Origin of the sequence: Pseudonocardia sp. UM4_GMWB1, assembly GCF_017312155.1 — a bacterium.
GTDB lineage: Bacteria > Actinomycetota > Actinomycetes > Mycobacteriales > Pseudonocardiaceae > Pseudonocardia > Pseudonocardia alni.
Genome location: NZ_QJPN01000001.1, coordinates 3,486,782 through 3,511,787 on the forward strand (window position 1 = coordinate 3,486,782; position 25,006 = coordinate 3,511,787).

The 25,006-nt window shown below is 76.0% G+C and carries 22 protein-coding genes; 10 read left to right on the forward strand and 12 right to left on the reverse strand.

The annotated features are described in order from the left end of the window. Positions 1-12 precede the first annotated feature (12 nt). The 4 genes from DMP15_RS16595 to DMP15_RS16610 form a co-directional block, all read right to left on the reverse strand. Positions 13-612 carry a malonic semialdehyde reductase gene (locus DMP15_RS16595; protein ID WP_073574955.1) on the reverse strand — a complete coding sequence of 200 codons (600 nt, stop codon included), beginning with the start codon at positions 610-612 and terminating at the stop codon, positions 13-15. 80 nt (positions 613-692) lie between these two features. Continuing rightward, the gene (locus tag DMP15_RS16600; protein ID WP_100877823.1) at positions 693-1,625 is read right to left on the reverse strand and encodes an aldose 1-epimerase family protein; all 933 of its coding nucleotides are present in this window, start codon (positions 1,623-1,625) and stop codon (positions 693-695) included. Positions 1,626-1,652: 27 nt separating this feature from the next. Further along, positions 1,653-5,207: an AAA family ATPase gene (locus tag DMP15_RS16605; RefSeq protein WP_337826129.1), complete on the reverse strand. Its 3,555-nt coding sequence runs from the start codon at positions 5,205-5,207 to the stop codon at positions 1,653-1,655. Continuing rightward, on the reverse strand, positions 5,204-6,430 hold the full coding sequence (locus DMP15_RS16610; RefSeq protein WP_337826130.1) for a metallophosphoesterase family protein: 1,227 nt from the start codon (positions 6,428-6,430) through the stop codon (positions 5,204-5,206). The genes DMP15_RS16605 and DMP15_RS16610 overlap by 4 nt, the downstream gene beginning before the upstream one ends. Positions 6,431-6,653: 223 nt before the next feature. Here DMP15_RS16610 and DMP15_RS16615 point away from each other — a divergent pair, with 223 nt between their 5' ends. Next, positions 6,654-6,836, forward strand: coding sequence for a hypothetical protein (locus tag DMP15_RS16615; RefSeq protein ID WP_062394822.1), 183 nt, complete (start codon positions 6,654-6,656; stop codon positions 6,834-6,836). Further along, positions 6,833-7,060 carry a hypothetical protein gene (locus DMP15_RS16620; protein ID WP_139282747.1) on the forward strand — a complete coding sequence of 76 codons (228 nt, stop codon included), beginning with the start codon at positions 6,833-6,835 and terminating at the stop codon, positions 7,058-7,060. The genes DMP15_RS16615 and DMP15_RS16620 overlap by 4 nt, the downstream gene beginning before the upstream one ends. A gap of 8 nt (positions 7,061-7,068) precedes the next feature. Here the strand turns inward: DMP15_RS16620 and nhaA are convergent, their stop codons facing one another. The 3 genes from nhaA to edd all read right to left on the reverse strand — a co-directional run bounded on the left by nhaA (position 7,069) and on the right by edd (position 11,181). Continuing rightward, on the reverse strand, positions 7,069-8,382 hold the full coding sequence (gene nhaA, locus DMP15_RS16625; RefSeq protein ID WP_073574960.1) for a Na+/H+ antiporter NhaA: 1,314 nt from the start codon (positions 8,380-8,382) through the stop codon (positions 7,069-7,071). 314 nt (positions 8,383-8,696) lie between these two features. After that, positions 8,697-9,314: a bifunctional 4-hydroxy-2-oxoglutarate aldolase/2-dehydro-3-deoxy-phosphogluconate aldolase gene (gene eda, locus DMP15_RS16630; RefSeq protein ID WP_073574961.1), complete on the reverse strand. Its 618-nt coding sequence runs from the start codon at positions 9,312-9,314 to the stop codon at positions 8,697-8,699. 25 nt (positions 9,315-9,339) lie between these two features. After that, positions 9,340-11,181 (reverse strand): phosphogluconate dehydratase, encoded by a 1,842-nt coding sequence (edd, locus tag DMP15_RS16635; RefSeq protein ID WP_337826131.1) that lies wholly within the window; start codon positions 11,179-11,181, stop codon positions 9,340-9,342. 139 nt (positions 11,182-11,320) lie between these two features. On the opposite strand from edd, the gene DMP15_RS16640 reads away from it, so the two are divergent. After that, positions 11,321-12,499, forward strand: a complete 1,179-nt coding sequence (locus DMP15_RS16640) for an ROK family transcriptional regulator (protein ID WP_073574963.1) — start codon at positions 11,321-11,323, stop codon at positions 12,497-12,499. Between the two features lie 5 nt (positions 12,500-12,504). Here the strand turns inward: DMP15_RS16640 and DMP15_RS16645 are convergent, their stop codons facing one another. Continuing rightward, a complete protein-coding gene (locus DMP15_RS16645; protein ID WP_304580079.1) occupies positions 12,505-13,242 on the reverse strand; it encodes a GNAT family N-acetyltransferase in 738 nt (245 codons plus the stop codon). Positions 13,243-13,377: 135 nt separating this feature from the next. Between DMP15_RS16645 and galK the strand changes: the two genes are divergently transcribed. Both galK and zwf read left to right on the forward strand, forming a co-directional pair. Continuing rightward, positions 13,378-14,514, forward strand: coding sequence for a galactokinase (galK, locus tag DMP15_RS16650; protein ID WP_337826132.1), 1,137 nt, complete (start codon positions 13,378-13,380; stop codon positions 14,512-14,514). 117 nt (positions 14,515-14,631) lie between these two features. Beyond that, on the forward strand, positions 14,632-16,149 hold the full coding sequence (zwf, locus tag DMP15_RS16655) for a glucose-6-phosphate dehydrogenase (RefSeq protein ID WP_217266871.1): 1,518 nt from the start codon (positions 14,632-14,634) through the stop codon (positions 16,147-16,149). Positions 16,150-16,156: 7 nt separating this feature from the next. On the opposite strand, the gene DMP15_RS16660 is transcribed toward zwf, so the two are convergent. The 4 genes from DMP15_RS16660 to cobT all read right to left on the reverse strand — a co-directional run bounded on the left by DMP15_RS16660 (position 16,157) and on the right by cobT (position 20,644). Continuing rightward, positions 16,157-16,834, reverse strand: a complete 678-nt coding sequence (locus tag DMP15_RS16660) for a cutinase family protein (RefSeq protein WP_073574967.1) — start codon at positions 16,832-16,834, stop codon at positions 16,157-16,159. Positions 16,835-16,967: 133 nt separating this feature from the next. Further along, positions 16,968-17,711: a precorrin-4 C(11)-methyltransferase gene (gene cobM / locus DMP15_RS16665; protein ID WP_073574968.1), complete on the reverse strand. Its 744-nt coding sequence runs from the start codon at positions 17,709-17,711 to the stop codon at positions 16,968-16,970. A 10-nt stretch (positions 17,712-17,721) separates the two neighbouring features. Beyond that, positions 17,722-18,933 (reverse strand): precorrin-6y C5,15-methyltransferase (decarboxylating) subunit CbiE, encoded by a 1,212-nt coding sequence (gene cbiE / locus DMP15_RS16670; protein ID WP_073574969.1) that lies wholly within the window; start codon positions 18,931-18,933, stop codon positions 17,722-17,724. Further along, on the reverse strand, positions 18,926-20,644 hold the full coding sequence (cobT, locus tag DMP15_RS16675; RefSeq protein ID WP_217266872.1) for a nicotinate-nucleotide--dimethylbenzimidazole phosphoribosyltransferase: 1,719 nt from the start codon (positions 20,642-20,644) through the stop codon (positions 18,926-18,928). The genes cbiE and cobT overlap by 8 nt, the downstream gene beginning before the upstream one ends. A 100-nt stretch (positions 20,645-20,744) precedes the next feature. Here cobT and DMP15_RS16680 point away from each other — a divergent pair, with 100 nt between their 5' ends. From DMP15_RS16680 to DMP15_RS16700, 5 genes are all read left to right on the forward strand, one after another. Then, complete coding sequence (locus tag DMP15_RS16680; RefSeq protein WP_073574971.1) at positions 20,745-21,131, forward strand: YchJ family protein; 387 nt, start codon at positions 20,745-20,747, stop codon at positions 21,129-21,131. A gap of 54 nt (positions 21,132-21,185) precedes the next feature. Next, complete coding sequence (locus DMP15_RS16685) at positions 21,186-21,833, forward strand: hypothetical protein (protein WP_073574972.1); 648 nt, start codon at positions 21,186-21,188, stop codon at positions 21,831-21,833. A gap of 86 nt (positions 21,834-21,919) precedes the next feature. Then, positions 21,920-23,188, forward strand: a complete 1,269-nt coding sequence (locus DMP15_RS16690; RefSeq protein ID WP_073574973.1) for a DUF222 domain-containing protein — start codon at positions 21,920-21,922, stop codon at positions 23,186-23,188. 50 nt (positions 23,189-23,238) lie between these two features. Next, positions 23,239-24,423 carry a CaiB/BaiF CoA transferase family protein gene (locus DMP15_RS16695; RefSeq protein ID WP_073574974.1) on the forward strand — a complete coding sequence of 395 codons (1,185 nt, stop codon included), beginning with the start codon at positions 23,239-23,241 and terminating at the stop codon, positions 24,421-24,423. A 63-nt stretch (positions 24,424-24,486) separates the two neighbouring features. After that, positions 24,487-24,969 (forward strand): DUF4188 domain-containing protein, encoded by a 483-nt coding sequence (locus tag DMP15_RS16700; RefSeq protein ID WP_073574975.1) that lies wholly within the window; start codon positions 24,487-24,489, stop codon positions 24,967-24,969. The last annotated feature ends 37 nt before the right edge of the window (positions 24,970-25,006 follow it).

Genomic DNA, 25,006 nt, shown 5'->3' on the forward strand with positions numbered 1-25,006 from the left:
GTCGTGGCGCGGTCAGGCGAAGTCGAGCACGTCCGCGGCGTCGAGGCGGGGCAGCCGCGGGTGCCAGGCGTCCGGGCCGGGGTGGCCCAGGTTGACCACGAGCAGCGCGCGGTGCCGGCCGCCGGGGAAGAACTCCCCGGTGACGGCGTCGGCGTCGAAGCCGGCCATCGGGCCGGTGGCGAGGCCGTGCGCGCGGGCGGCGAGCAGGACGTAGCCGATCTGCAGCGAGGCGTTGAACCGGGCCATCGGCTCGCGGCCCTCACGGCCCTGGGACTCCAGTCCCTCGCGGAAGCCGGGCTTGACCGGGAACGTGGTGTCCGAGTGCTCGTGGAAGTCGAGGTCCGCGGCCAGGATCGCGATGACCGGGGCGGCCTCGGACTTGGCCCGGTTGCCCTCGGCGAGCAGCGGCAGCAGGCGCTGCTTCCCCTCGTCGCTGCGGACGAAGGTCACGCGCAGCGGCTGGGTGTTGGCCGCGGTCGGCGGCCACTGGGCCAGGTCCCACACCGCGCGGAGCGTCTCGTCGGTGACGGGCTCGTCGGTGAAGGTGTTGGCGGTGCGGGCCTCGGTGAACAGGGCGGCGCGGCCGGCCTCGTCGAGGCGGGGCAGGAGCACCGGGGAAGCGGTCTCGGCAGTCACAGAAGGTAGAGCGTTCAACGACCTCTCCGGTATTCCACTCCCGGCGATGATCCGGATCACCCGGTGGCGTGGACGCCCCAGCGCAGCACCTGGGACTCGCCGGGGACGAGCTCGATCAGGTCGGTGCCCGAGTTCAGCGCGTCCGGCGGGCAGGTCATCGGCTCGACCGCGATCGCCCGCGACGGCGTCACCGCTCCGTCCGGGCCCTGGCGCGGGAAGTCCGACGGGGTGAAGACCTGCACCCAGCCGAACGCCGCGTCGGCCCACAGCTCGGTGCCGCCGCCGTCCCGGGACCCGACGCGGTGCCGGACCCGGCCGTCGGCGCCGCCGTCCGGGCCGTCGCCGGGGGTGCAGCCGCCGAACGCGCTGTCCAGGACCAGCCCGGCGAGCCGGGTCCGGGAGACCGCGCCGTCCAGCGGCCGCGCCGGGCCGTCCGGGAGCTGGTCGCGCAGCGGCAGCTCGGTCCGGGCGGACAGGGTCAGCTCCAGCTCGTCGGTCGGCACGTCACCGACCCGCAGGTACGGGTGGAAGCCGAGGCCGAACGGGACGGGCGCGTCCCCGAGGTTCTCCACGACCGTGGTGACGGTGAGCCCGTCGCGGCCGACGGCGTAGGTCACCGTGACCCGCACCGGCTGCGGCCAGCCGGGCTGCACCGGCGCGACGGCGGTCAGCGTGATCCGGTCCCCCGCCCGCTCCACCGGGGTCCAGGTCACGTGCCGCAGCAGGCCGTGGATGGCGTTGCCGGCGTCCGGCTCGGTCAGCGCGAGCTGCCTGCGGGTCCCGCGGTGGGTCCAGGCGCCGCCGCGGACCCGGTTCGGCCAGGGCGCGAGCACCGCGCCGGAGCCCTTCGGCGGGCGGGCCGTGGGCGGGTGCGGCTCGACCCGGACCCGGCCGCCCTGGGAGAAACCGGCCAGCGCCGCCCCGACCTCGTCGACCTCGGCCCGGGAGTCGCCGCTGACGATCACGAACCGTTCACCGCACGCGTCCACGTCGGTGAGTCTCCGTGATCGCTCCGCTCAGCCGGCCAGCGGGGTGGCGCGGGCGGTGTCGGCGTCGCCGACGACCTCGACCGGGGCGGGCGGCCCCAGCTCGGCGACGGTGAACCCGACGCCCGCGTCGCGGGCGAGCCCAACGACGTGCTCGTGGTGGGTGAACAGCAGCACCTGCGCGGTGGCGGCCAGCTCCCCCAGCACGGCGACGGCGGCGGCGCCGCGCTCGTCGTCGAAGGTCATGAGGACGTCGTCGAACACGACCGGCACCGTCGGGAGCCCGGCGGCGACCCGGTCGGCCTGCAGCTGCTCGATCCCGGCCAGGCGCAGCGCGAGGTGCACCTGGTCGGCGGTGCCCTCCGAGAGCCGGGTCGGGGCGAGCTCCTCGCCGTCGGCGCGCACCGCGACCAGGCTGCGTCCGGCGCCGCCCGCCTCGGCCGGGGGCCGCAGCGCGACGAACCGGCCGCCGGTGAGGCGTTCGAGCACCACCCCGGCGCGGACCAGCAGCGGGGAGGCGTGGCTGCGCTCGTAGGCCTCCAGCTCGCGACGCAGGATCTCGCGCTGCAGGTGCAGCACCAGGTAGCGCTCCGCGGCGTCGGCGACGCCGGCCAGCTCGGACTGGGCACGGGCGTACAGCTCCGCGGCACCCTCGGCCTCCTCCAGCTCGCGGCGTCGGGCCCGCAGCCCGCCCAGCTGCTCACGGACCTCGTCCTGCTCGGCCCCGAGCTCGCGCTCGTGGGCCTGCGCCCGGTCCAGCGCCTCGGTCAGCGCACCGGGCTCGGTGTCCGGGGCCGCCGCGACCAGCTCGTCGGCGTCGAGGTCGGGCGCGGCGGCGGCCAGCAGGCGCTCCTGCTCGGCGATGCGGGTGTCGAGCCCGGCGACGTGCGCGCCCCGCTGCGCCGCGGCCTCCAGCCCGCCCGGCTCCGGGGCCTCGGTCAGGGCCAGCTCGACGGCGAGCCGGTCCAGCACCGCGGTCGCCGCGGCCGCGCTGCGGGCGGCACGGGCGGCGTCGTCCTCGGCGGCGGTGATGCCGTCGTCGAGATGGCCGGCCGACACCGCGGCCTTGGTGACCTCGCGGACGCGGTCGGCGAGCTCGCCGAGCCGGTCCGCGGACGCGGTACCGGTCGGTGCGGGCTCCAGGTGCCGCTCCACCAGCGCGACGACCGCCCGCCCGTGTGCGGCGACGGCGCGCTCCAGGCGGCGGGCCTGTTCGTCGTCCTGACGGGCGAGCGCCCCCGCGGTCCGGGCGTCGGCGACGGTGTCGCGGCGGGTGTCCCAGCCCGCGGGCTCGAGGTCGGTGGGCAGCCCGGCGCCGCGCAGCGCGAACCGCCAGCGCTGGGCGGCCAGCTCCCGTTCGTGGCGGGCGGCGTCGGCCGCTCCCCCGGCGCGTTCGGCCTCGCTGCGCAGCCGGGCCAGCAGCACCCGACGGTCGCGGGCGTGCTCGGCCTCGGTGGCGAGGTCGGCGGCCGCGACGAGCAGCACGTCCAGCGGGGCGCCGTCGCGTGGGCGCCCGGCCGCGGCGAGCGCGGAGCCCAGCGCCCGTTCCTGTACCTCGGCCTGGTCGCGCAGCCGGGCCAGGCGCTCGTCGGCGCGGGCGGCGTCGTCCTCGGCGCGGGCGGCCTCGGCCAGCGCGGCGACGACGGCGTCGGCGTCGTCCGGGTCCGGGACGGCGACGCCGTGCGCCCGCCACAGCGTCGCCCAGGCCGTGCCGGCGGCGGCGGTGCGCTCCCCGGCCGCGGCAGCGGCGGCCGCGGTCCGGGCGGCCTCGGCGTCGGCGGTGTCGAGCTCGGCGTCGCGGTGGGCCAGCTCGGCGACCCGGTCCGCGGAGGCGATCATGTCGTCGGCGACCCGGTCGGCCCCGGCGAGCGCGGCGGACAGCCTGCCCGCGGCCGCGGCGGCGCCGCCCGGCCCCGCGGCGAGCAGCTGCTCCAGCGCGGTGTCACGGGCGGCGCGGGCCGCGGCGAGCGCGTCCGCGCCGACGGGGCGGCCGTCGGCGGCCACCCCGTCGCGGGCGGCCCGGGCGCGGTGCGCGCGGTCCGCGGCGTCCGCGGCGGCCCGCTCGGCGCCGCGCTGGTCCTGCTCGGCGGTGCGCAGCGCGGCCCGCAGCTCCCGGACCTCGCGGCGCGGCGGGGCCAGCACACCGCGACCGTCGACGGCGGTGCAGTCTGGGGTGCCGTCGGGGGTGCCGCGGTACCCGGCCGCGGCGAGCGCCTCGCCGCGCCGGGTGCGGGCGCCGTCGCGGTCGGCGACGGCGGAGCGGCACAGCGCGGCGGCGGAGCCCTCGGCCTCGATCGCGCGGCGGACCTCGGCGACCCGGCCGACCCGGTCGGCGTCGAGACCGCCCGGGACGTCGGCCACCTCGCGGACCTCGGCGAGCGCGTCGGTGTGCAACCGCTCCGCACGGGTCTGCTCCGCGATCGCCTCGGTGAGGCGGCGGGCGTGCTCGTCGAGGTCGCGGGCCCGGTCGGCCGGCAGGTGGACGGCGGCGAGCCGGTCGGCGGGACTGCGCCCGTCCTCGGCGACCAGCCCGGCCAACGCGGTCTCCGCGCGGCGGTGGGCCTCGGCGGCGTCGGCGCGCAGCCGGGCCGCCCGCTCGGCGTCGCCGCGGCGGGCCTGCGCGGCGGACTCCAGCTCGCGGACCCGGGTGGCGTCGGCGAGCAGGTCCTCGTCGAGGTCGAGCTCGGCGCGGCGGGCCCGCAGTGCGTCGGCGGTGGCACGGTGCTCGTCGCGGGCGGTCTCGGCGTCGGCCAGCGCGGCGGTGGCACGGGTGTACTCCTCCAGCGAGGCCGCGTCGAGGGCGGCGCCGGTCGCGCACAGGGCGGCGCGTTCGGCGCGCAGCGCGGCCAGCTCCCGGGCCGGGTCCTGGCCGCGGACGGCCTGCCGGGCCCGGTCCGCCGCCCCCGCCGCCGCGCGACGGGTGCGGGTCAGCTCCGCGGCGCGGCGTTCCAGACGGGCGATCTCCTCGGCCAGCGCAGTCACCTCACCGGCCCGCGACACCCGCTCCCCCACGGCCTTCTCGGTCTCGGTGAACCGGGCGAACGCCGCGCGCACCTCGACCGACCGGTTACCCCGGTGGTCCTTGAACAGGGCGTCGGCCTCGGTGTCCAGCGCGGCGATCAGGGCGCGGGCGTCGCGGCCGCTGCGGGCGGTGAACACCAGCTCGGCGAGGTCCCCCTCCCCCGCGCACAGTGCCCGGCCGCCCTCGCGCAGCTCCTCGTGGCCGAGCCCGAACCCCTCCCGCCAGCGGCGCCGGGCGTCGGCACCGGACTCACCCCAGGGCGGGTCGGCGACGGCGCCGGTGTCGTCGTGCAGGCCGCGGGTGGTGCGGCGGAGCACGGTCTCAGCCCCCGCAGCGGCGACCCGGGCCGAGACGGCCAGCCGCGACGGGCCGACGGCGTAGGCGTGGCGCACCGGGCGGGGCATCCCCCACAGCAGGTCGGACAGGGCGTCGAGCAGGGTGGTCTTGCCGGCCTCGTTGGGGCCGGACACGATCGTCAGACCGTCGCCGAGGGTCAGCTCGCGGCCCTCGTAGGCGCCGTAGCGCTCCAGGACCAGGGTCCGCAGCCGCGCGGTCGTGCTCACGACCCGCCCATCCGGGCCAGCAGCTGCTGCTCGGCCTGGCGGGCCAGCGCGGCGAGGCGCTCGTCGTCGCGCAGGTCCAGCAGTCCCGCCTCGCGCAGCCGGCGGCCGACCTCGCGTTCCAGCGGGGCGGCGAGCTCGCGGATGCGGTCCGGCTCGGCGGCCAGACCGGCCGCGGCGGCGGACACCGCGGCGGTCAGCTCCGGGTCGACGGCGAGCGCCCCGGCGGGCGGGCGGGTGCGGTTGCGGACCTTCTCCAGCACCGCGCCGCAGCGCTCGGCGAGCAGCTCCAGCTCGGTGCGGACCCCCTCGGCGGAGGTGAGGTCCGCGGCGGCCGGCCCGGCCCCGTGCAGCGTCACCTGGGCGACGACGGTGCGCGGCGCGGCGGCGGCGCACCGCTCGCGCAGCGCGGACTCGACGGCCTCGTAGACCTCGTCCGCGCCGCCGAGTCCGGCGATGTCGACCTCGACGAGCTCCCAGCGGGCGACGTCGAGGACCAGCGGGGTGACCGTCGCCCACCGCTCGGGGGCCGCGTCGACGAGCAGGGCGCCCTTCGCGCCGCGCTCCTGCGGGTGGCGGCCCTGCAGGTTCCCGGAGAACCAGGCCGGGTGCGGGCCGTCGCAGACGGCGCGCTGCTCGTGCACGTGGCCGAGGGCGAAGTACTCGTAGCCGCAGCCTGACAGGTCCTCGGGGCGGCAGGGGGCGTAGGTGTCGTGTCGGTCGTCGCCCTGCACCGAGGTGTGCAGCATGCCGACGTTGACCAGGCCGGGGATCCGGTCGGGGTAGGCGGGGACGAGGTTCTCCAGCACCGCGCGGCGGGCGAAGCCCTGGCCGTGCACGGCCAGGCCGAGGTCGTCGTCGACGACGGTCTCGGGCGCGTCCACCGAGAGCCGGTGGGTATTGGGCGGCAGCCGCAGCGACCGGGTGATCTCGGACTCGGCGTCGTGGTTGCCGCTGATGAGGAACACCGGGATGCCCTCGTCGTGCAGCCGCGAGAGCTGCCGGACGAAGAACGCGCCGGTCGCGTAGTCCTTCCAGTCGCCGTCGTAGACGTCACCGGGCAGCACGAGCGCCTCGGCCCGGGAGTCGACGACCGCATCGACGAGGTTCTCGCAGGCCCGCCGGGTCGCCGCGCGCAGCGTCGTGGCGAGCCCGGAGTCGCCGAGCCGCGACAGGCCGCGCAGCGGGCTGTCGAGGTGCAGGTCGGCGGCGTGCACGAAGCGCACGGAGGAACTCCCGGAGCGGTCGGGTACGGGGAACCGCCGAGTCTAGGACGGGGCCCCCACCGTTCCCCGCCGCGACACCGCCCGCCCGCTCACCGATGACGACACCGCAGGTCAGGTGGGGCGGACCACACAGCGGTGCCGGTCACGTTCCGGTGTCCGGACGATGGCCCGTGGGTAGATCCTGGGCGTCCGATCCCGAGAGAGAGCCGCGAGGTCGAGCCCGATGATCCAGCTCTGCGAGCGCTGCTACGCCCCCGTCGACGCCGCGACCGAACGCGTCTACCGGTTGTCCCACATCGAGTCGGCCGACGCGGCCGGCGAGGTGACCTGGCGCGAGGCCGTCGTGCATGTCGCGGCGTGCGTCCCCGCGGGCACCGTCGTCCCGGCCGGGCGGTGGGCCGCGTGATCCGGGACGCGCTGTGCGAGCGCTGCCTCAACCCGATCGACCCGACCCGCGAGCCGCTGCGGATGTGCACCCACGGCGGCACCGCGGCCGACGGCGGACCGGCCCGCAGCTTCGTGCACGCCCTGCCGTGCGTGCGCCCGGACACCGGTGACTGGGACCGCGGGCGTCGTGGCCTGTCACCGGCCGCGGTGCGGCACGCCGCGGCCCGCGCCGACCACCGCTGACCCGGCGCTCACCCGTCCCGGTGGGGGTCGCCCTCCTGGTAGACGTCCGGCACCCCGTCACCGTCGGCGTCACGCGTCTCGATCTGCTCGATCCGCCGGTAGTGGGCGTTGCGGGCGCGCAACACCACGGTGGCGAGCAGGGCCGCGAGCAGTGAACCGGCCAGCACACCGATCTTGACGTGGTCGTCCTGCGGGGTTCCGGTCCCGAAGGCCAGCTCGCCGACCAGCAGGGACACGGTGAACCCGATCCCGGCGAGCTGGGCGAGGCCGAGCAGGTCCCACCAGGACAGGTCGTCGGACAGCCGGGCCCGGGTGAACCGCTGCACGAGCCAGGTCGCGCCGAGCACACCGACAGTCTTGCCGAGCACCAGGCCGGCGACGATGCCGAGGGTGACGGTGTCGAGCAGGGCGCCGCCGATCCCCCCGCCCTCGCCACCGACGACGGTGACCCCGGCGGCGAAGAACGCGAACACCGGTACCGCGAACCCGGCCGACAACGGGCGCCAGCGGTGCTCGAAGTGCTCCGACAGCGACACCCCGTGCACCCGGCGACGCCCCAGGACCGGCACCGCGAACCCGAGCAGGACCCCGGCGACGGTGGCGTGCACCCCCGACTCGTGGACCAACACCCAGGTGACCGCGGCGAGCGGCAGCAGCACCCACCAGGAACGGATCCCGCGCTGCACCGCGAGGGTGAACAGCGCGAGCGGTACGAGGGCACCGAGCAGCGCGGGCACCGACAGCTGGTCGGTGTAGAAGACCGCGATGATCGTGATGGCCAGCAGGTCGTCGACGACGGCGAGGGTCAGCAGGAAGGTCCGCAGCGCGGTGGGCAGGTGCGTCCCGATGACGGCGAGCACCGCGAGCGCGAACGCGATGTCGGTGGCTGTCGGGATCGCCCAGCCGACCAGCGCGTCGGGGTTCGCGAGGTTGATCGCGACATAGATCAGCGCGGGCACCGCCATGCCCCCGACGGCCGCCGCCACCGGCAGCAACGCCGTGCGCGGGTCGCGCAGGTCCCCGGCCAGGAACTCGCGTTTGAGCTCCAGCCCGACGACGAAGAAGAAGATCGCGAGCAGACCGTCGGCGGCCCAGGTCGCGAGCGACAGGTCCAGATGCAGCGCGGCGGGCCCGACGGTGAACCCGGCGAGCGCGGTGTAGGCGTCGCGCCAGGGCGAGTTGGCGAACAGCAGCGCGACCGCGGCCGCGATGACGAGCAGGACGCCCCCGACGGTCTCGGTGCGCAGCACGTCGGCGACGCGACGGGCCTGCGCCCACGAGCCGCGGGAGAACAGGCGACGGGAGGCGGGGGTGGTGTTCACGGGGCTCCGGGAAGGTCGGGAGGGCAGGGGACAGCGCTCGCCGACCAGACTTCCCGGCACACCGCACGAGACCTTAACGGTCCCGGGCCCCCGCGTCAGCCCGTTCGAGGCGCTCGCCACCTCCCGCACCGGATGCCCGGGGGCGGCCCCCTCGTGCCGTCCCCGGGCATCAGGATCGCGTCAGGACCCGGCCCGTCGGTGTCGCCGCGGGCGCACGATGACGCGATGAGCGACATCGCCGGGTGGGCGCTGATCCTGGTCTATCTCCTGCTGGCCGTGGCGGCGGCCAGGACCGTGCTCGTGGGCCCGCGCCGTCAGCCCAGCGCGGCGGCGGCCGCGGCGAGGCCGCGGATCCGGTCGAACTCCCCCGCGGCGACGGCGTCGGCCGGGGTGAGCCAGGAGCCCCCGACGCAGGAGACGTTGGGCAGGGCCAGGTAGCCCGGTGCCGAGTCGACGGTGATCCCCCCGGTCGGGCAGAACCGGAGGTCCGGCAGCGGCCCGGCGACCGACTTCAGGAACGGGCGCCCGCCCGCGGCCTCGGCCGGGAAGAACTTGCAGGCGGTGTGCCCGCGCTCGGCGACGGCCATCATCTCCGAGATCGTCGCGGTGCCGGGGAGGAAGTCCAGCCCGGAGTCCTCCATCGCGTCGAGCAGCCGGGGCGTCGCGCCCGGGCTGACGAGGAAGCGGGCACCCGCCTCGACCGACCGGCGCACGTCGTCGGGGGTGCGCACGGTCCCGGTGCCGACGACCGCGTCGGGCACCTCGGCCGCGATCCGGCGGACGGCCTCCAGCGCGGCCGGGGTCCGCAGGGTCACCTCGATGACCGGCAGCCCGCCGTCCACCAGGGCACGGGCGAGCGGGACGGCCGTCGCGGCGTCGTGCAGCACGACGACGGGGACGACGGGGGCCAGTTCCAGCAGCTTCTCGCTCATGGTTCCTCTCGGACGGGACGGCCCCTCAGTGGGGCAGGACGACGGTCGCACCGGAGTCGGCGGGCCCGACCGCGGCGCGGAACGCGGCGAACAGCTCGCGTCCGGTGCCCGTCGTCGGGCCGGACGGGCCGGCGGGCCGGGCGGGCTCGCGGGCGTCGAACTCGTCGGCGTCGACCAGCAGGGACAGGGTGCCGTTCAGGGTGTCCAGGCGTACCAGGTCGCCGTCGCGCACGTTCCGCAGCGGTCCGCCCTGCGCGGCCTCCGGGGTGACGTGCAGCGCGGCGGGAACCTTGCCCGAGGCGCCGGACATGCGGCCGTCGGTGACGATCGCGACCTGGTGCCCGCGGTCCTGCAGCAGCCCCAGCGCGGGTGTCAGCTTGTGCAGCTCGGGCATACCGTTGGCGCGCGGTCCCTGGTACCGGACGACGGCGACCAGGTCACGCCCGTCGAGCTCGCCCGCGGCGAACGCGGCCAGCAGGTCGTCCTGGTCGTCGAAGACCACGGCCGGTGCCTCGACGACGCGGTGGTCGGGCTCGACGGCGGAGGTCTTGACCACCGAGCGGCCCAGGTTGCCGTGCAGCACGCGCAGCCCGCCGTCCGGGGAGAACGGGTCGGCGACCGAACGCAGCACCGACTTGTCCAGGCTCTCCGTGGTGCCCTCACGCCACACGAGGGTGTCCCCGTCGAGGAAGGGCTCGCGGGTGTAGCGGGACAGGCCGGGACCGTCGACAGTGCGGACGTCGTCGTGGGCCAGGCCGTGGTCGAGCAGCTCGCGGATGAGTAACTGCATCCCGCCGGCGGCGTGGAAGTGGTTCACGTCCGCCGTGCCGTTGGGGTAGATCCGGGCCAGCAGCGGCACGACGGTGGACAGGTCCGAGAAGTCGTCCCAGGTGATCTGCACGCCCGCGGCGGCGGCCATCGCGACCAGGTGCATCGTGTGGTTGGTGGAGCCGCCGGTGGCCAGCAGCGCGACGATCCCGTTGACCACGGCCTTCTCGTCGACGACCGCACCCATCGCCTTGTCCGGGTCACCCGCGGCGTCGAGCGCGCGGCGGGCGACCTCGTCGGTCAGGGCGTCGCGCAGCGCGGTGCCGGGGTTGACGAACGACGACCCCGGCAGGTGCAGGCCCATGACCTCCATCAGCAGCTGGTTGGAGTTCGCGGTGCCGAAGAAGGTGCATGTCCCCGGGCCGTGGTAGCTGGCCGACTCCGCCTCGAGCAGCTCGGCGCGGTCGGCCTCGCCCGCGGCGAACGCCTGCCGGACGCGGGCCTTCTCCTTGTTCGGCAGGCCCGAGGTCATCGGACCGGCGGGTGCGAGCAGCACCGGCAGGTGCCCGAACGACAGCGCGCCCATCACCAGCCCGGGGACGATCTTGTCGCAGACCCCGAGCAGCACCGCGGCGTCGAACATGTCGTGGCTCAGCGCGACGGCGGTGGACAGGGCGATGACATCGCGGGAGAACAGCGACAGCTCCATGCCGGCGCGGCCCTGGGTGATGCCGTCGCACATGGCGGGGACCCCGCCGGCGACCTGGGCGACCCCGCCCGCGGCACGGGCCGCGGCCTTGATCCGCCCGGGGTAGGTCTCGAACGGCTGGTGGGCCGAGAGCATGTCGTTGTAGGCGGTGACGATGCCGATGTTGCGGGCGGGCGACGCGGTGAGGGTCAGCTTGTCCGGCCCGCACGCGGCGACCGCGTGGGCGAGGTTCGCGCAACCGAGGTCGGCGCGGCCGGGGCCGGCGGCGGGCCCCGCGGCGGCGGCCGCGCGGAGGCGCTCGAGGTAGGCGGCGCGGGTGGTGGCCGAGCGGGCGGTCACCCGTCGGGTGACGGCGTCGACGACGGGGTGCAGCGGCACGGAAGCGGTCACGGTACGTCGATCTCCAGGTGGTGGGGTGCGTGGCGAACCGTTCGATAAGCACTCTACCGACTGACTTATGTACTCACAAGACGTTAGTGAGACCCGATCAGCGTTTCACCAGGTCGAAGCCCTGTGGTTCACTGGACGAATGCGAGGACGCACCCCGACCAGCGCGCCCGCCACGGCGGGCGAGATCTTCCGGCTGGTCCGGGACGGCGTGGCCGGGACCCGGACCGAGATCGGTCGCGAGACCGGCCTGTCCCGGACCGCGGTCGCCGCGCGCGTCGACCGGCTGCTCGCCGACGGCCTGGTCACCGAGGTGGTCGGCGCCGCCGCGACCGGCGGACGGCCCGCCGCGCGCCTGGAGTTCAACGCCGCGGGCGGCACCGTGCTGGCGCTGTCGGTCGGCGTCAGCCGGTCCAAGGCCGCCGTGTGCGATCTGTCCGGCGCCGTGCTCGCCGAGGAGGTCGTGGACATCCCCGCCTCCGCCGGGCCGGAGCACCTGCTCTCCGAGGCGGTCATCCGGCTGGAGAAGCTGCTGCTCACCGCCGGGGTCGACGACGCCACGATCCGCGGCATCGGGTTGTCGATCCCCGGCACCGTCGACGGCGCGCGCGGCTGGTCGGTGGGTGTCCCCGCGCTGCCCGGCTGGGAGCGGATCGCGCTGCCGCCGCTGCTCACCGCCCGCTTCCCCGCCCCGGTGCTGGTCGACAACGACGTGAACGTCATGGCCCTGGCCGAGCACGACGCCCACCCCGACGTCGACGACCTGCTGATGGTCAAGATCGGCTCCGGGGTCGGAGCCGGGCTCGTCTGCGGCGGGGTGCTGCAGCGCGGCGCCTGGGGCGCGGCCGGCGAGATCGGGCACACCCCGGTGCACGACGGGCCGGGCATCGGCTGCGGCTGCGGCAACATCGACTGCCTGGAGGTGCTGGCCTCGGGCCGCGCCCTGGTGCGCGACCTCGCCGAGTGCGGGCAACCGGTCACCGCGATCGCCGACGTCGTCGCCCTGGTCAAACAGGGCGACCCGGACGCGGTACGGCTGGTGCGCATCGCCGGGCGCCGTCTCGGCGAGGTCCTCGCCGCCGCGGTGAACCTGGCCAACCCCGCGCTGGTCGCGATCGGCGGAGACCTGGTCGGGGCGTTCGACCCACTCGTCGCGGGCGTACGGGAGGCGATCTACCGGCGCTCGATGGCCGCGGCCACCCAGAACCTGCGCATCGAGCCGGGCCTGCTCAGCGGGCGGTCGGGCGTGATGGGCTGCGCGATCCTGGTGCTCGACGAGGTGCTCTCCCCCGGCTCCGTCGACGCCGCCCTGTCGGCCTGAGCCGCTCAGCGGTGCGGCGCGCGGAGCAGGTCGAACCGCATCGTGCGCGACAGCGTGAACCCCATCGCCTCGTAGAGCCGGATCGCGCCGCGGTTGTCCGCGGCCGCGTGCAGCACCGGGCGCTCGCCGCGGGCGACGATCCCGGCGGCGACCGCGTCGACCAGGCGGCGGGCCAGCCCCCGGCCCCGGAACTCCGGGGCGGTGCAGACAGCGCTGATCTCGGTCGCCCCGGCGGCGCCCTCGCCGCCGATCCGCATCCGCTCCCCCGCCATCGCGACCAGCCGGCCGTCGTGGCGGACGCCGAGGTAGCGGCCCAGCTCGGCGGTGCGCGCCAGCCAGGGCCCGGGCCGGGTACGACCGGTCAGCTCCGCCATCTCCGCCCGGTCCGACGGTCCCAGCTCGACGAGGTCGTCCGCGGCCGCGCCCGGCACCGCGCCGCCGTCCATCTGCACCCCGGGGAACGCGCGCAGCAGCTCCCAGCCCGCCGGGATCCGCGGCGGCCCGGCGGCGGCGCGCACCACCACGACCTCGCTGCCCGGCGCGCAGAGCGCCGCGAGGTCGGCCCAGTCCCCGGCGCTGCCGTGCCCGTCGGCGTCGAGCGGGAGCGCCGCGAAGGGCGACACCTCCGGGTCGAAGCGCGCCGCGGCACCGCGGGTCGCGCCGAAGCCGGCCAGCCGCCCGCGCAGGGCGGAGGCCACCGGGTCGGTCAGGGCGGTGTCGAGGCGGTCGGGGGCGTCGGGCACGGCCGTCATCGTGCCCCGGCGCCCCGGCCACCCGGCGCAGGGGTCGGCTACCGTGCCCGCGCCCCCGGCCGCCACCTGCCGCGGGATCCGTCCCGACCATGCCACCGACCACGCACCAGTACGTCCGGAGCTGCCATGTCCACCGTCGCCGACGCCTTCGCCACCCGTCACGGGGCGGCCCCGACCGGGGTCTGGTTCGCCCCCGGGCGGGTCAACCTGATCGGCGAGCACACCGACTACAACGACGGCTTCGTGCTGCCCTTCGCGCTGCCGCACCGGGCCGTCGTCGCCGCGGCGCCCGCGGCCGGGGGCCGCAGCCGGGTCCGGTCGGTGCAGGAGCCGGGCGCCCCGGTGGAGTTCTCCGCGGCCTCCGTGGTGCCCGGCGAGGTGCCCGGCTGGGCGGCCTACGTGGCCGGGACCTGCTGGGCGTTCCGCGAGGCCGGCTACCCGGTGGGCGAGGTGGAGCTGGAGCTGGACTCCGACGTGCCGGTCGGGGCCGGGCTGTCGTCGTCGGCGGCGGTGGAGTGCGCGGTCGGCGTCGCGCTCGCCGGGCTCGCCGGGGCCGACGTCGACCCGACCACGCTGGCCCGGATCGCGCGGCGCGCGGAGAACGAGTTCGTCGGCGCCCCCACGGGCGGCATGGACCAGATGGCCTCGATGCACGGGCGCGCCGGCCGGCTGGTGTTCCTCGACACCCGCGGCGACACCGTCGAGCTGGTCCCCTTCGACCTGCCGGCGCACGACCTGGAGCTGCTGGTCATCGACACCCGGGCGCCGCACGCGCACGCCTCGGGCGAGTACGGCGCCCGGCGCGCCGACTGCGAGGCCGCGGCCGCCGCCCTCGGCGTCCCGGCCCTGCGGGACGCGGGCCCGGACGACCTGCCCCGGATCGCCGACGAGCGGATCCGGCGCCGGGCCCGGCACATCGTGACCGAGAACGCCCGGGTCGTCGAGACCGTGCGGCTGCTGTCGGGCGGCGCGGACCCGCGGGCGATCGGGCCGCTGCTCGACGCCTCGCACACCTCGATGCGCGACGACTTCGAGATCACCGTCCCGCAAGTCGACGTGGCCGCCGAGGCGGCCCGCGACGGCGGCGCGACCGGCGCGCGGATGACCGGCGGCGGCTTCGGCGGCTGCGTGATCGCACTGGTCGAGGCCGACGGGGCGGCCGCGGTCACCGCCTCGGTGCGGGAGGCCTTCGCGCAGCGCGGCTGGGCCGAACCGGTCGTGTTCCCGGGCACGCCGTCGGACGGGGCGGGCCGGCTGACCTGACCGGGGTCCCTTCCGCCTTTCGTGAGCGGAACGGAATCGGTACAGTACGGAAGTGCCCGTCACGCGGGCCCTGGCACCGCTCGACCCGCACCCGTTCGCTTACCGAGGAGACGGCTCGTGCCGCACCCCCTTCCCGTCATGGACCCCGCCGACGTCGTCGTGTTCGGCGGCACCGGCGATCTCGCGATGCGCAAGCTGCTGCCGGCGCTCTACCTCCGCGACCGCGACGGCCAGCTCGCCGACGACACCCGCATCGTCGCCGTGTCCCGATCAGGGCTCGACGACCCCGGCTACCGCGACAAGGTCGACTCCGAGCTGCGGCGCACCGCGCCGCGCTGGGCAGGCCCCGACGCCTGCGCCGACGACGCGCAGCACCACCGCTTCCTGGGCCGGCTGCACCACGTGACCCTCGACGTCGCCGACGACGACTGGTCGCTGCTGTCGGAGCTGATCGGGGCACCCTCCCCGAGGCGCACCCGGGTGCTCTACCTCGCCTCCGCCCCGCAGCTGTTCGGGCGGATCTGCGTCGGCAGCGCGGCCGCCGGCATCGTCGACGACCGCACCCGCGTCGTGCTGGAGAAGCCGCTGGGCACCGACCTGGCCTCGGCGCAGGCGATCAACGACGAGGTCGGCTCGGTCTTCGCCGAGGAGCAGATCTACCGGATCGACCACTACCTCGGGAAGGAGACGGTGCAGAACCTGCTGGTCCTGCGCTTCGGCAACTCCCTGTTCGAGCCGCTGTGGAACGCCTCGCAGATCGACCACGTGCAGATCACCGTCGCCGAGTCGATCGGCGTCGGGAACCGCGCCGACTACTACGACGGCTCCGGCGCGCTGCGCGACATGGTGCAGAACCACCTGCTGCAGCTGCTGTGCCTGGTCGCGATGGAGCCGCCGGCCAAGATCGACGGCGAGGGCGTGCGCGACGAGAAGCTCAAGGTCCTGCAGTCGCTGCGGCCGCTCGACGGCCCGGACGTCGTGCGCGACACCGTGCGCGGGCAGTACGCCGAGGGTCTCGTCGACGGCACCGCCGTGCCCGGCTACGCCACCGAGCTGGCCGAGTCGCGCGCCGGGACCCCGCGGGAGCGGGAGCGGTCCTCGACCGAGACCTTCGTGGCGCTGCGCGCCGAGGTCGCCAACTGGCGCTGGGCCGGGGTGCCGTTCTACCTGCGCACCGGCAAGCGACTGGCGACGCACGCGTCGGAGATCGTGGTGCAGTTCAAGCCGGTCCCGCACTCGATCTTCCCGGCGTTCGGTGAGGAGATCCCGGCCAACCGGCTCGTCCTGCGGCTGCAGCCCGACGAGGGCGTCCGCCTGCACATGACGGCCAAGCAGCCCGGCCCCGGCGGGATCCGCCCGATCCCGGCGCCGCTGGACCTGAGCTTCGCCCGCACCTTCGGCGACCGGCTGCCCGACGCCTACGAGCGGCTGCTCATGGACGTGCTGCGCGGCAACCCGACGCTGTTCATGCGCCGCGACGAGATCGAGGCCGCGTGGCGCTGGGCCGAGCCGATCCTGCGGACCTGGGAGGCCACCGACCAGCGGCCCCGCCCCTACTCCGCGGGCAGTCACGGCCCGGCCTCGGCCACCGCGCTGATCGAGCGCGACGGCCGGGCCTGGCACGAGGACTACTGAGCCGGGTTCAGCCCCCGATCCGCCCCAGGGCGAACGTGGTGGCGGCGGTCCGGTCGCTCGCGTAGCGGTAGTGGCCGCCGCCGCTCGCCCCGCGCTGGCAGAAGTTGTCGGTGGCGTTGCAGTAGGAGCGGATCGACGAGGCGTAGGCCGACAGCGCGCCGCGGGAGCGCGGGAACACGCCGTTGCGGGCCGCGGAGTAGCTGCCGGTGTTGTAGCTCTCACGGCCGTTGAACGTCGGGTCGCCGAACAGCACCACCGCCGGGATGCGGTCGGCTCCGGGGACGCCACCGCCGGCCAGGGTGTCCCCGACGACCTGGGCACCCTGCGAGTACCCGATCAGCACGAAGCGGGTGGACGGGCACTGCGACGACGTCGACGACAGCCGGCTGCGCAGCGCGGACACCCCCTGGCGCACGCTGCTCGCGTAGTTGCTCAGCGTCGCCGGGTAGACCAGGTCATGGGTCCGGACGGTCTGCGTCGACCGTGACCGGATCGACGACGCCAGCGGACCGGCGATGCTGCCGCCGCCCTGGGCCTCGGTGCTGCCGCGTACGGCGATCGTCTCGATCTGTGGGCACCCGCTCGGCGGGGCGGGTGCGGCGCCCGCCGTGGGGGCGGCGACGACGCCCGCCAGCGCGATGCCGGCCGCGACCGCGATCGCGGTGACGACACTCCGGATGTGCACGGCTCTCCCCTTCCTACACGGATCCGATCCACCGATCGGGCGTATCAAGTGGGCCATGCGCAGACGCGTCGGATGATCTTTGCGCGCCGAGATCCCGGCTGCGCGCGGCGAGCGGGGGACGGACGGTCGGGCCTCAGCTCCGGCAGCGGTCCGAGCTGTAGAGGTGCGAGTCCGGGAAGTGCCGGGCCGCCAGCGCCTCCCCGACGATGATCACGGCGGTGCGCTGGATCCCGGCCTCGTCGACGGCCTTGGGCATCTGCTCCAGGGTCCCGCGCAGCACGATCTCGTGCGCACGCGACGCGTGTGCCACCACCGCGGCCGGGCAGTCGCCGCCGTAGGAGGGGGCCAGGGCGTCGACGACCTCGGCGATCCGGTGCACGGCCAGGTGCAGCACCACGGTGCCGCCGGCGGCGCCCAGCTTGTCGAGTCCCTCGTTCTCCGGCATCGGTGTCGCGCGCGCGGCGATCCGGGTGAGAGTGACGGTCTGGGCGACCGTGGGGACGGTGAGCTCGCGGCCCAGCGCCGCGGCCGCCGCCGCGTAGGCGGGGACTCCGGGGCACACGTCGTAGGGCACGCCCTCGGTCTCCAGGCGGCGCATCTGCTCGGCCATCGCCGAGAACACCGACGGGTCCCCCGAGGCGAGGCGGGCGACGTCGAGCCCGTGCCGGTGCGCGCGCACCATCTCGTCGAGAATCTCGTCGAGGGTCATCAGCGCGGTGTCGACGGTGCGGGCGCCGGGCGGGCAGATCTCCAGCATCTCCGGCGGCACCAGGCTGCCCGCGTAGAGGCAGACCGGCGCGGCCGCGATGAGGTCGCGGGCCCGCAGCGTCAGCAGGTCGACCGCACCGGGTCCGGCCCCGATGAAGTGCACCGTCACAGCTCGGTCCTCACAGAACGTTCCTCCAGCTCCACAGGGTCACGGGCATGGCGGGGCGCCATCCGTGGAAGCCGCCGACGGGGACGGCGCGGGCGACCTGCACCCGTACGAGGTCCCCGCCGTGTGCGGCGTGGGCGGCGGCCAGGGCCGCCTCGGTCTGGACGGTGACCGCGTTGGCGACCAGGCGACCGCCCGGGCCCAGCGCGGCCAGGCAGGCGTCGAGGACGCCCTCGCGGGTCAGCCCGCCGCCGACGAACACGACGTCGGGCCGTTCCAGCCCGGCCAGTACGTCCGGCGCGGGACCGGTCACCACCCGCAGTCCGGGGACACCGAGCGCCGCGGCATTGGCGGCGACCCGGTCGGCGCGCTCGGGGCGGGTCTCGACGGCGATCGCGCGGCACCGCGGGTGCGCGCGCATCCACTCGATGCCGATCGACCCGGACCCGGCGCCGATGTCCCACAGCAGCTCCCCCGCGCGGGGCGCGAGGTGGGCGAGGGTGACGGCGCGGACCTCGCGCTTGGTGAGCTGACCGTCGTGGTCGTAGGTGTCGTCGGGCAGGCCGGGTGCCTCCCCCGGCGGGACGAGCCCGGCGTCAGGGACGCACTCGAGCGCGACGACGTTCAGCGCGTCCGCGTCGCCCCGCCAGGCCGCGGCGGTGGCGGACACCCGGCGCTCGTCGGGCGCGCCGAGCCGCTCCAGCACCGTCATCCGCGAGTCGCCCCATCCGGCGCCGGCGAGCAGCCCGGCGATCTCGGTGGGTGACCCGGCTCCGGCCGAGAGCACGACCAGCCGGGCGCCCGGGGCCAGCGCCCGGCGCAGCGCGTCGAGCGGGCGGCCCACGACGCTCAGCACCGCCACGTGCTCCGAGCCCCAGCCCAGCCGGGCGCAGGCCAGCGCCACCGACGACGGGTGGGTCAGCACCCGCAGCCGGTCCGGCCCGGCGACGCGGGCCAGCGTGGCGCCGATCCCGAAGAACATCGGGTCGCCGGAGGCGAGCACCGCGACGCGCCGGTCGGCGAGGGAGTCGAGGATCCCCGGCAACGCCGGGACCAGCGGCGACGGCCACGCCCGCCGGTCCCCCGCCACGTCGGCGGGCAGCAGGTCGAGCTGGCGGGGCCCGCCGAGCAGCACCTCGGCGTCGCGGAGCGCGTCGCGGTGGGTCTCCGGCAGCCCGGCCCAGCCGTCGGCGCCGATCCCGACGACGGTGAGCGGGTCACCCACCGGTCTTGTCCGTGACCCCGGCGGCGTCGAAGGTGGCGACGTCGGCCATCGCCCGCGCCGCGCCCTGCAGCACCGGCAGCGCGAGCAGCGCGCCGGTGCCCTCGCCGAGGCGCATGTCGAGCTCCAGCAGCGGCGCGAGGCCGAGGTGGTCCAGGGCGAGCGCGCCGCCCGGCTCGGCGGAGCGGTGCCCGCCCAGGCAGTAGCCGACGACGTCCGGCGCGAACGCGGCGGCGACCAGGGCGGCGGAGCCGGCGATGACGCCGTCGAGCACCACCGGGACGCGCAGCGCGGCGGCGCCCAGGACGAACCCGGCCAGCCCCGCGTGCTCCAGCCCGCCGACGGCGGTGAGCACCCCGAGCGGGTCGGCCGGGTCGGGCCGGTGCAGCTCCAGGGCGCGGCGCACGACGTCGGCCTTGCGGGCCAGGGTCTCGTCGTCGACGCCGGTGCCGCGCCCGGTAGCGACGGCCGGGTCGGCGCCGGTGAACGCGCACACCAGCGCGGCCGCGGCGGTGGTGTTGGCGATGCCCATGTCCCCGGTGAGCAGGCAGCGGTTCCCGGCGGCGACCAGGTCGCGGGCGACCTCGATGCCGTGCTCGAGCGCGGCGCGGGCCTGCTCGCGGGTCATGGCCGGGCCGGTGGTCATGTCGGCGGTGCCGCGGGCGACCTTGCGGGGCAGCAGGCCGGGCACCGGGTCGAGCCCGGCGGCCACCCCGACGTCGACGACGAGGACCTCCGCCCCGAGCTGGCGGGCGAACGCGTTCACCACCGCACCGCCCGCGGTGAAGTTCGCGACCATCTGTGCGGTGACCTCCTGCGGCCACGGGGTGACGCCCTGGGCGTGCACGCCGTGGTCGCCGGCGAAGATCGCGACCGCGGCCGGGGACGGCACCGGCGGCACCTCGGCCCCGGCGATCCCGGCGAGCGCGACGGCCACGTCCTCCACCCGGCCGAGCGCGCCACGCGGCTTGGTCATCCGGTCGAGCCGGTCGAGGGCCGCGGCCCGGGCGACCCCGTCGACCGGTGCGACGGCGTCCACGGTGGACTCCAGCAGGGCGGTGGGCGCGGCGCCGGGCAGCCCGCGGGCGCCCCAGGTGTCCTGGTGCACCGCCCAGTCCAGCGGGCGCCGCCGGGCCCAGCCGTGCTGCTCCAGCTCGGGCCGGTCGGGGAAGGCGTCGACATGGCCGACGCACAGGTAGGCGACGACCTCGACGTGCGCGGGCAGCCCGAGCAGCGCGCCGAGCTCGGTGAGGCCGTCGTCGCCGAAGAACGACACCCAGCCGACCCCGAGGCCCTCGGCGCGGGCGGCCAGCCACAGGTTCTGCACCGCGAGGGCGGCGGAGTACGGACCCATCTCGGGGCGTTCGTGGCGGCCGAGGGTGTGCCGGCCGCCACGGGTGGCGTCGGCGGTCACGACGACGTTCAGCGGGGTCTCGCGGATCGCCTCCACCCGGATCGCGCGCAGCGCCTCGGCGCGGGCGGCGGGCAGCGACGCGGCGTAGCGGTCGCGCTGGGCGGAGACGAGGGCGTGCACGCGCTCGCGGACGCCCGCGTCGCGGACCAGGACGAAGTCCCAGGGCTGGGAGAACCCGACGCTCGGGGCTGCGTGCGCGGCCTGCAGGACGCGGGTGAGGACCTCGTCGTCGACCGGGTCGGGCCGGAAGCCGGTGCGTACGTCGCGGCGGGAGTGCAGGACGTCGTAGAAGTCCGTCACGTCGGCATTCCTCCTGCGGTACACGGCTCGGCGACGGATGAGACGACCACACGTCCGTAGAGGTGGTCAACTGTCCCTTCGGGTCGGTCGGGCACCTCACATGCCGGATGGGGCATGCTCGACGACCGTGCTCTGCCCCTGCGGTACCGGCCGCCCCGAGGACACCTGCTGCGCCCCCGTGCTCGCCGGGCGCCCCGCCGCCACGGCGGAGGCGCTGATGCGCAGCCGCTACACCGCCTTCGTGCGGGGCGACCGTGCGTACCTGCTGGCGTCGTGGCACCCGTCGACGCGGCCGCGACGGCTGCGGCTGGAGCCGGGGTCGGTGTGGACGGGGCTGGAGATCGTGGCGCGCTCGGGCGGGACGATGTTCTCCACCGACGGGACCGTCGAGTTCCGGGCCCATCGGACGGACGGGGTGCTGGCCGAGCGCAGCCGGTTCGTCCGGGAGGACGGGCGGTGGTTCTACGTCGACGGGGACGTGGAGTAGGTAACACCCCGTCCCCCGGCGACGACTCCGCGTGGACTCACGGGTGGGGGACGGTTGGCACGGCACAAGGAGCGCGGCCCGGACGGGCGGTTCGTGAAGGCGAGCACGGGCGTCGGGGCGTTGCTGCTGGCCCTTTGGCTCGCCGTGTCCGGCGGAGGCCTGGGCGGCGGCGCCGCCGGCGGGGTCGCCGGGTCGGGTTCGTCGGCTGCGGCAGGCTCCTCGGGGTCCGGCGCATCGGCCTCGCGGAGCGTCCGGGCGAAGAACCGCAGCCAGGACGGGACGGCACGACGGCTGTCCCGCGCGGGGCGGGAGGTGCACCGCCTCGGCGGCGACGTCCGGACCGACTGCGGGTCCGTGTCCTACGGTCGCGTGCGCGACTTCTTCGTCGGGACCCCGTGTGTCGGGGTCGGCCGGGCGTCGTTCGAGGTGCGGGAGGGTGGCGCGCGGGTGGTGGTGGCCGTCGCCGCGGTCGAGATACCCGGAACGGCCGACGCGATGGGATTGAAGCGCCTCGTCGACACCTACGGCACCGGCAACGTCCGGGAGCTGCGGACACCGCGTGGGGTGCGCTGGACGGGGCGCCACTACACCTCGGGGCGCGATGACGTGACGGTCGTGAACGCCCAGGCCGAGCCGATCGGTGCCTCCGCCGTGGCAGCGCGGCTGGCCGACGCGGTGGCCCGCGACGCCGCCCGAAGCTGAGGTCCGGGATACCGGGGACGGCGAACGGCCCTCCACCTGCGGCGACTGAACTTGTATCGAACATGTGTTCGATTATACTCGGTGGCGTGACCGTGACCCACGAGCCTCCCGTCCACGCCCCCGGCGTGGACGGGCGCGGGTTCGCGTCCGGTGAGCTCGCGCTGCTGCGGCTCCTGATCGACCAGGTCGTCGACGACGACGTCTCCGTGCTCTCCGAGGCCGACCTGATCGACCAGATCCGGCAGATCGAGTCCCTGCAGTCGTCCCTCGCCGCGCTCCAGGCGACGCGCATCCGGGCGTTCGCCCAGGCACACGTCGAGAACAGGCTCACCGACGACCGCGCCGACGCCGACGAGCTCCATCGCAGTGTGGTCGCGCAGGTCCAGCTCGCCTGCCGCGTCTCCACGGCCGAGGCCCGCACCCGGGTGGCGAACGCCCGGGACCTGTACGCCGGGTTCGGTCGTGTCCGGGACCTGCACATAGCCGGGCAGCTCAGCGCCGCGAAGGTCTCCGCGATCGCAGTCGAATGCCGTGACCTCGATGCGCGCCGGCGCAGGCAGGTCGATGCCCGTCTCGCCCTGCACGACCTGACCCGCCTGGGCATCGGACGGCTCCGCGCGATGACCCGCCGGCTGGTCGCCGAGATCGCCCCCGACCGGTTCCGCGCCCGCGTCCACACCGCCCGAGCCGAACGCCGGGTCACGCTGCGGCCGGCGCCGGACGCGATGAGCTACCTGACCGCCTACGTGCCGGTCGAACAGGGCGCCGCCTGCCTCGCCGCCCTCCGGAAAGCCTTCGTCGAGGTCCAGGTCAACCCCGCGCCGCTGACCCGCACCCGCGGACAGGTCCTCGCCGACACCCTCGTCGAACGCGTCACCGGACAGACCACCGCCACCGCGGTGAACCTCGAGGTCCAGGTCACCGTCCCGGTCCAGGCCCTGCTCGACCCCACCTCCCCGCTCCCCGCGGAGATCCCCGGCCTCGGGCCCGTCCCGGCCGATCTGCTCGCCACCTCCGACGGGACGAAGGCGCTGCGCCGGCTGCTCACCGACCACGGTCTGGTCACCGGCGGCGACTCCCGCCGACGCACCTTCACCGGCCTGCTCGCCACCCTGGTGAGGGCCCGTGCGGAGAACCGGTGCACCGAGCCCTACTGCGACGCACCCGTCCGCCACCTCGACCACATCCACCGCACCGCCGACGGCGGCCGCACCGAGCTGGACAACGGGCGGGGGGTGTGTGAGTTCCACAACCACGTCCGCGAACAACCCGGCTGGCGCGTCGCCCGTGGACCCGCCGGGGTCACGACCACCACCCCCACCGGACACACCTACCTCGCACCCGACCCACCGTGAGCCGCGTCGCGACTGTCGCCGGTGCGGCGACGCGGCTAGCGTGCCGGGACGTGGATCATTCCCCGCTCGGCGACGACCCCACCGGCGGACCGCTGGACGGCGTGCTGGTCGCCGACTTCTCCCGCGTCCTCGCCGGACCCTACGCCACGATGATGCTGGCCGACCTCGGCGCGACGGTGATCAAGGTCGAGGGTCCCGGCGGCGACGACACCCGCACCTGGAAGCCGCCGGTGGTCAGCGACCCCGAGCAGGGCGACATCTCCACCTACTACCTGTCGATCAACCGGAACAAGCGGTCCGTGGTGCTCGACCTGACCGACCCGGGCGACCTCGCGGCGGCACGCGAGCTGGCGCGGCGGGCCGACGTCGTCGTCGAGAACTTCCGGCCGGGCGGCGCGGCGCGGTTCGGGCTGGACCACGACAGCGTCTCGGCCGGCAACCCCGGGGTCGTGTACTGCTCGATCACCGGGTTCGGCGCCCGCGGCGGCGCCCACCTGGCCGGCTACGACCTGCTCGTCCAGGCGGTGTCCGGGCTGATGAGCCTGACCGGCGACGTCGACGGGCCGCCGTTCCGCGCGGGGGTCGCGGTGTTCGACGTCCTCACCGGCCTCCACGCCGCACTCGCGGTCGGCGCGGCGCTGCGGCACCGGGAGCGGACCGGGCAGGGCCAGCTGCTGGAGACCAACCTGCTGTCGGTCGCGATGTCCACCCTGGTCAACCAGACCGAGGCCTACGTCGCCGCCGGCGCGGTCGGCCGCCGGATGGGCAACGCCCATCCCAGCGTCTTCCCGTACCAGCCGATGCCCACCGCGGACGGTGACCTCATCGTCATCGCCGGCAACGACGGCCAGTTCCGCAAGCTCGCGACCGTCCTCGGCGACCCGGCCATGGCCGAGGACCCGCGCTTCGCGACCATGTCCGACCGGATCGGCCACCGGGAGGAGATCGAGCAGCGGCTGCGCGCCCGCCTCGCCACCCGTACCGCCCAGGAGTGGTACGACGCGATCACCGCCGCCGGCGTGCCCTGCGGCCCGATCAACACCGTCGACGGCGGTGTCGCCCTCGCCGAGGAGCTCGGCCTCGACCCGGTCGTCCGGGCCGACGACGCCGCCGCCGTCCCGACCGTCCGCAACCCGGTCACCTGGTCGGTGACCCCACCGTCCTACCGCCGCTCTCCCCCGCCGCTGGGCGCCGACTCCGCCGAGGTCCGGGCCTGGCTCGACCAGAACGGATAGCGCCACTCGCCGCCATCGGATAGTCTCAGTATCCACACAGCACCGTGACGAGGGAGTGGACCGATGGCGCCGTACACCCGCACGACCAACGAGCCGACCGACGGGCCGGTCGTCGTGTTCCTCATCGGCATGCGCTTCAACCGGCCCTGGAAGGTCCGGGCCTGGCTGCCGGTGGTGAGCGCGATGTCCGGGATGCTGCGTGAGCTGGAGCGCGACCCCGCCCACGGGCTGCTCGGGACCCGCCCGGGGATCGGCCCCGGCGGCCCGTTCCTCGTGCAGTACTGGCGCGATCGCGAGTCCCTCTACGCCTACGCGAGCGACACCGCGGCGACGCACCGGCCGGCCTGGGCCGCATTCAACCGCCGCGCCCGCCGCTACCCCGGCGCCGTCGGGATCTGGCACGAGACCTTCGTGGCCGGGGAATTCGAGACGATCTACGGCGACATGCCGCCGTCGGGGCTGGCGAAGGCACTGGGCGTGCGGGAGATCGACGCCGCCACCGACGGCGGCCGCCGCCGGCTCGACGCCTCACGACACGCCGCCTGACGTCTCGTGTTGCGGGCCGTAACGGGCCACCGGAGGA

What these genes read in the sequence shown, in the direction of transcription:
- DMP15_RS16615 (WP_062394822.1), top strand. Translation starts at nt 6,654, where the DNA reads ATGATCCAGCTCTGCGAGCGCTGCTACGCCCCCGTCGACGCCGCGACC.
- eda (WP_073574961.1), bottom strand. Translation starts at nt 9,314, where the DNA reads ATGAGCGAGAAGCTGCTGGAACTGGCCCCCGTCGTCCCCGTCGTCGTG.
- DMP15_RS16640 (WP_073574963.1), top strand. Translation starts at nt 11,321, where the DNA reads ATGCGAGGACGCACCCCGACCAGCGCGCCCGCCACGGCGGGCGAGATC.
- galK (WP_337826132.1), top strand. Translation starts at nt 13,378, where the DNA reads ATGTCCACCGTCGCCGACGCCTTCGCCACCCGTCACGGGGCGGCCCCG.
- DMP15_RS16680 (WP_073574971.1), top strand. Translation starts at nt 20,745, where the DNA reads ATGCCGGATGGGGCATGCTCGACGACCGTGCTCTGCCCCTGCGGTACC.
- DMP15_RS16700 (WP_073574975.1), top strand. Translation starts at nt 24,487, where the DNA reads ATGGCGCCGTACACCCGCACGACCAACGAGCCGACCGACGGGCCGGTC.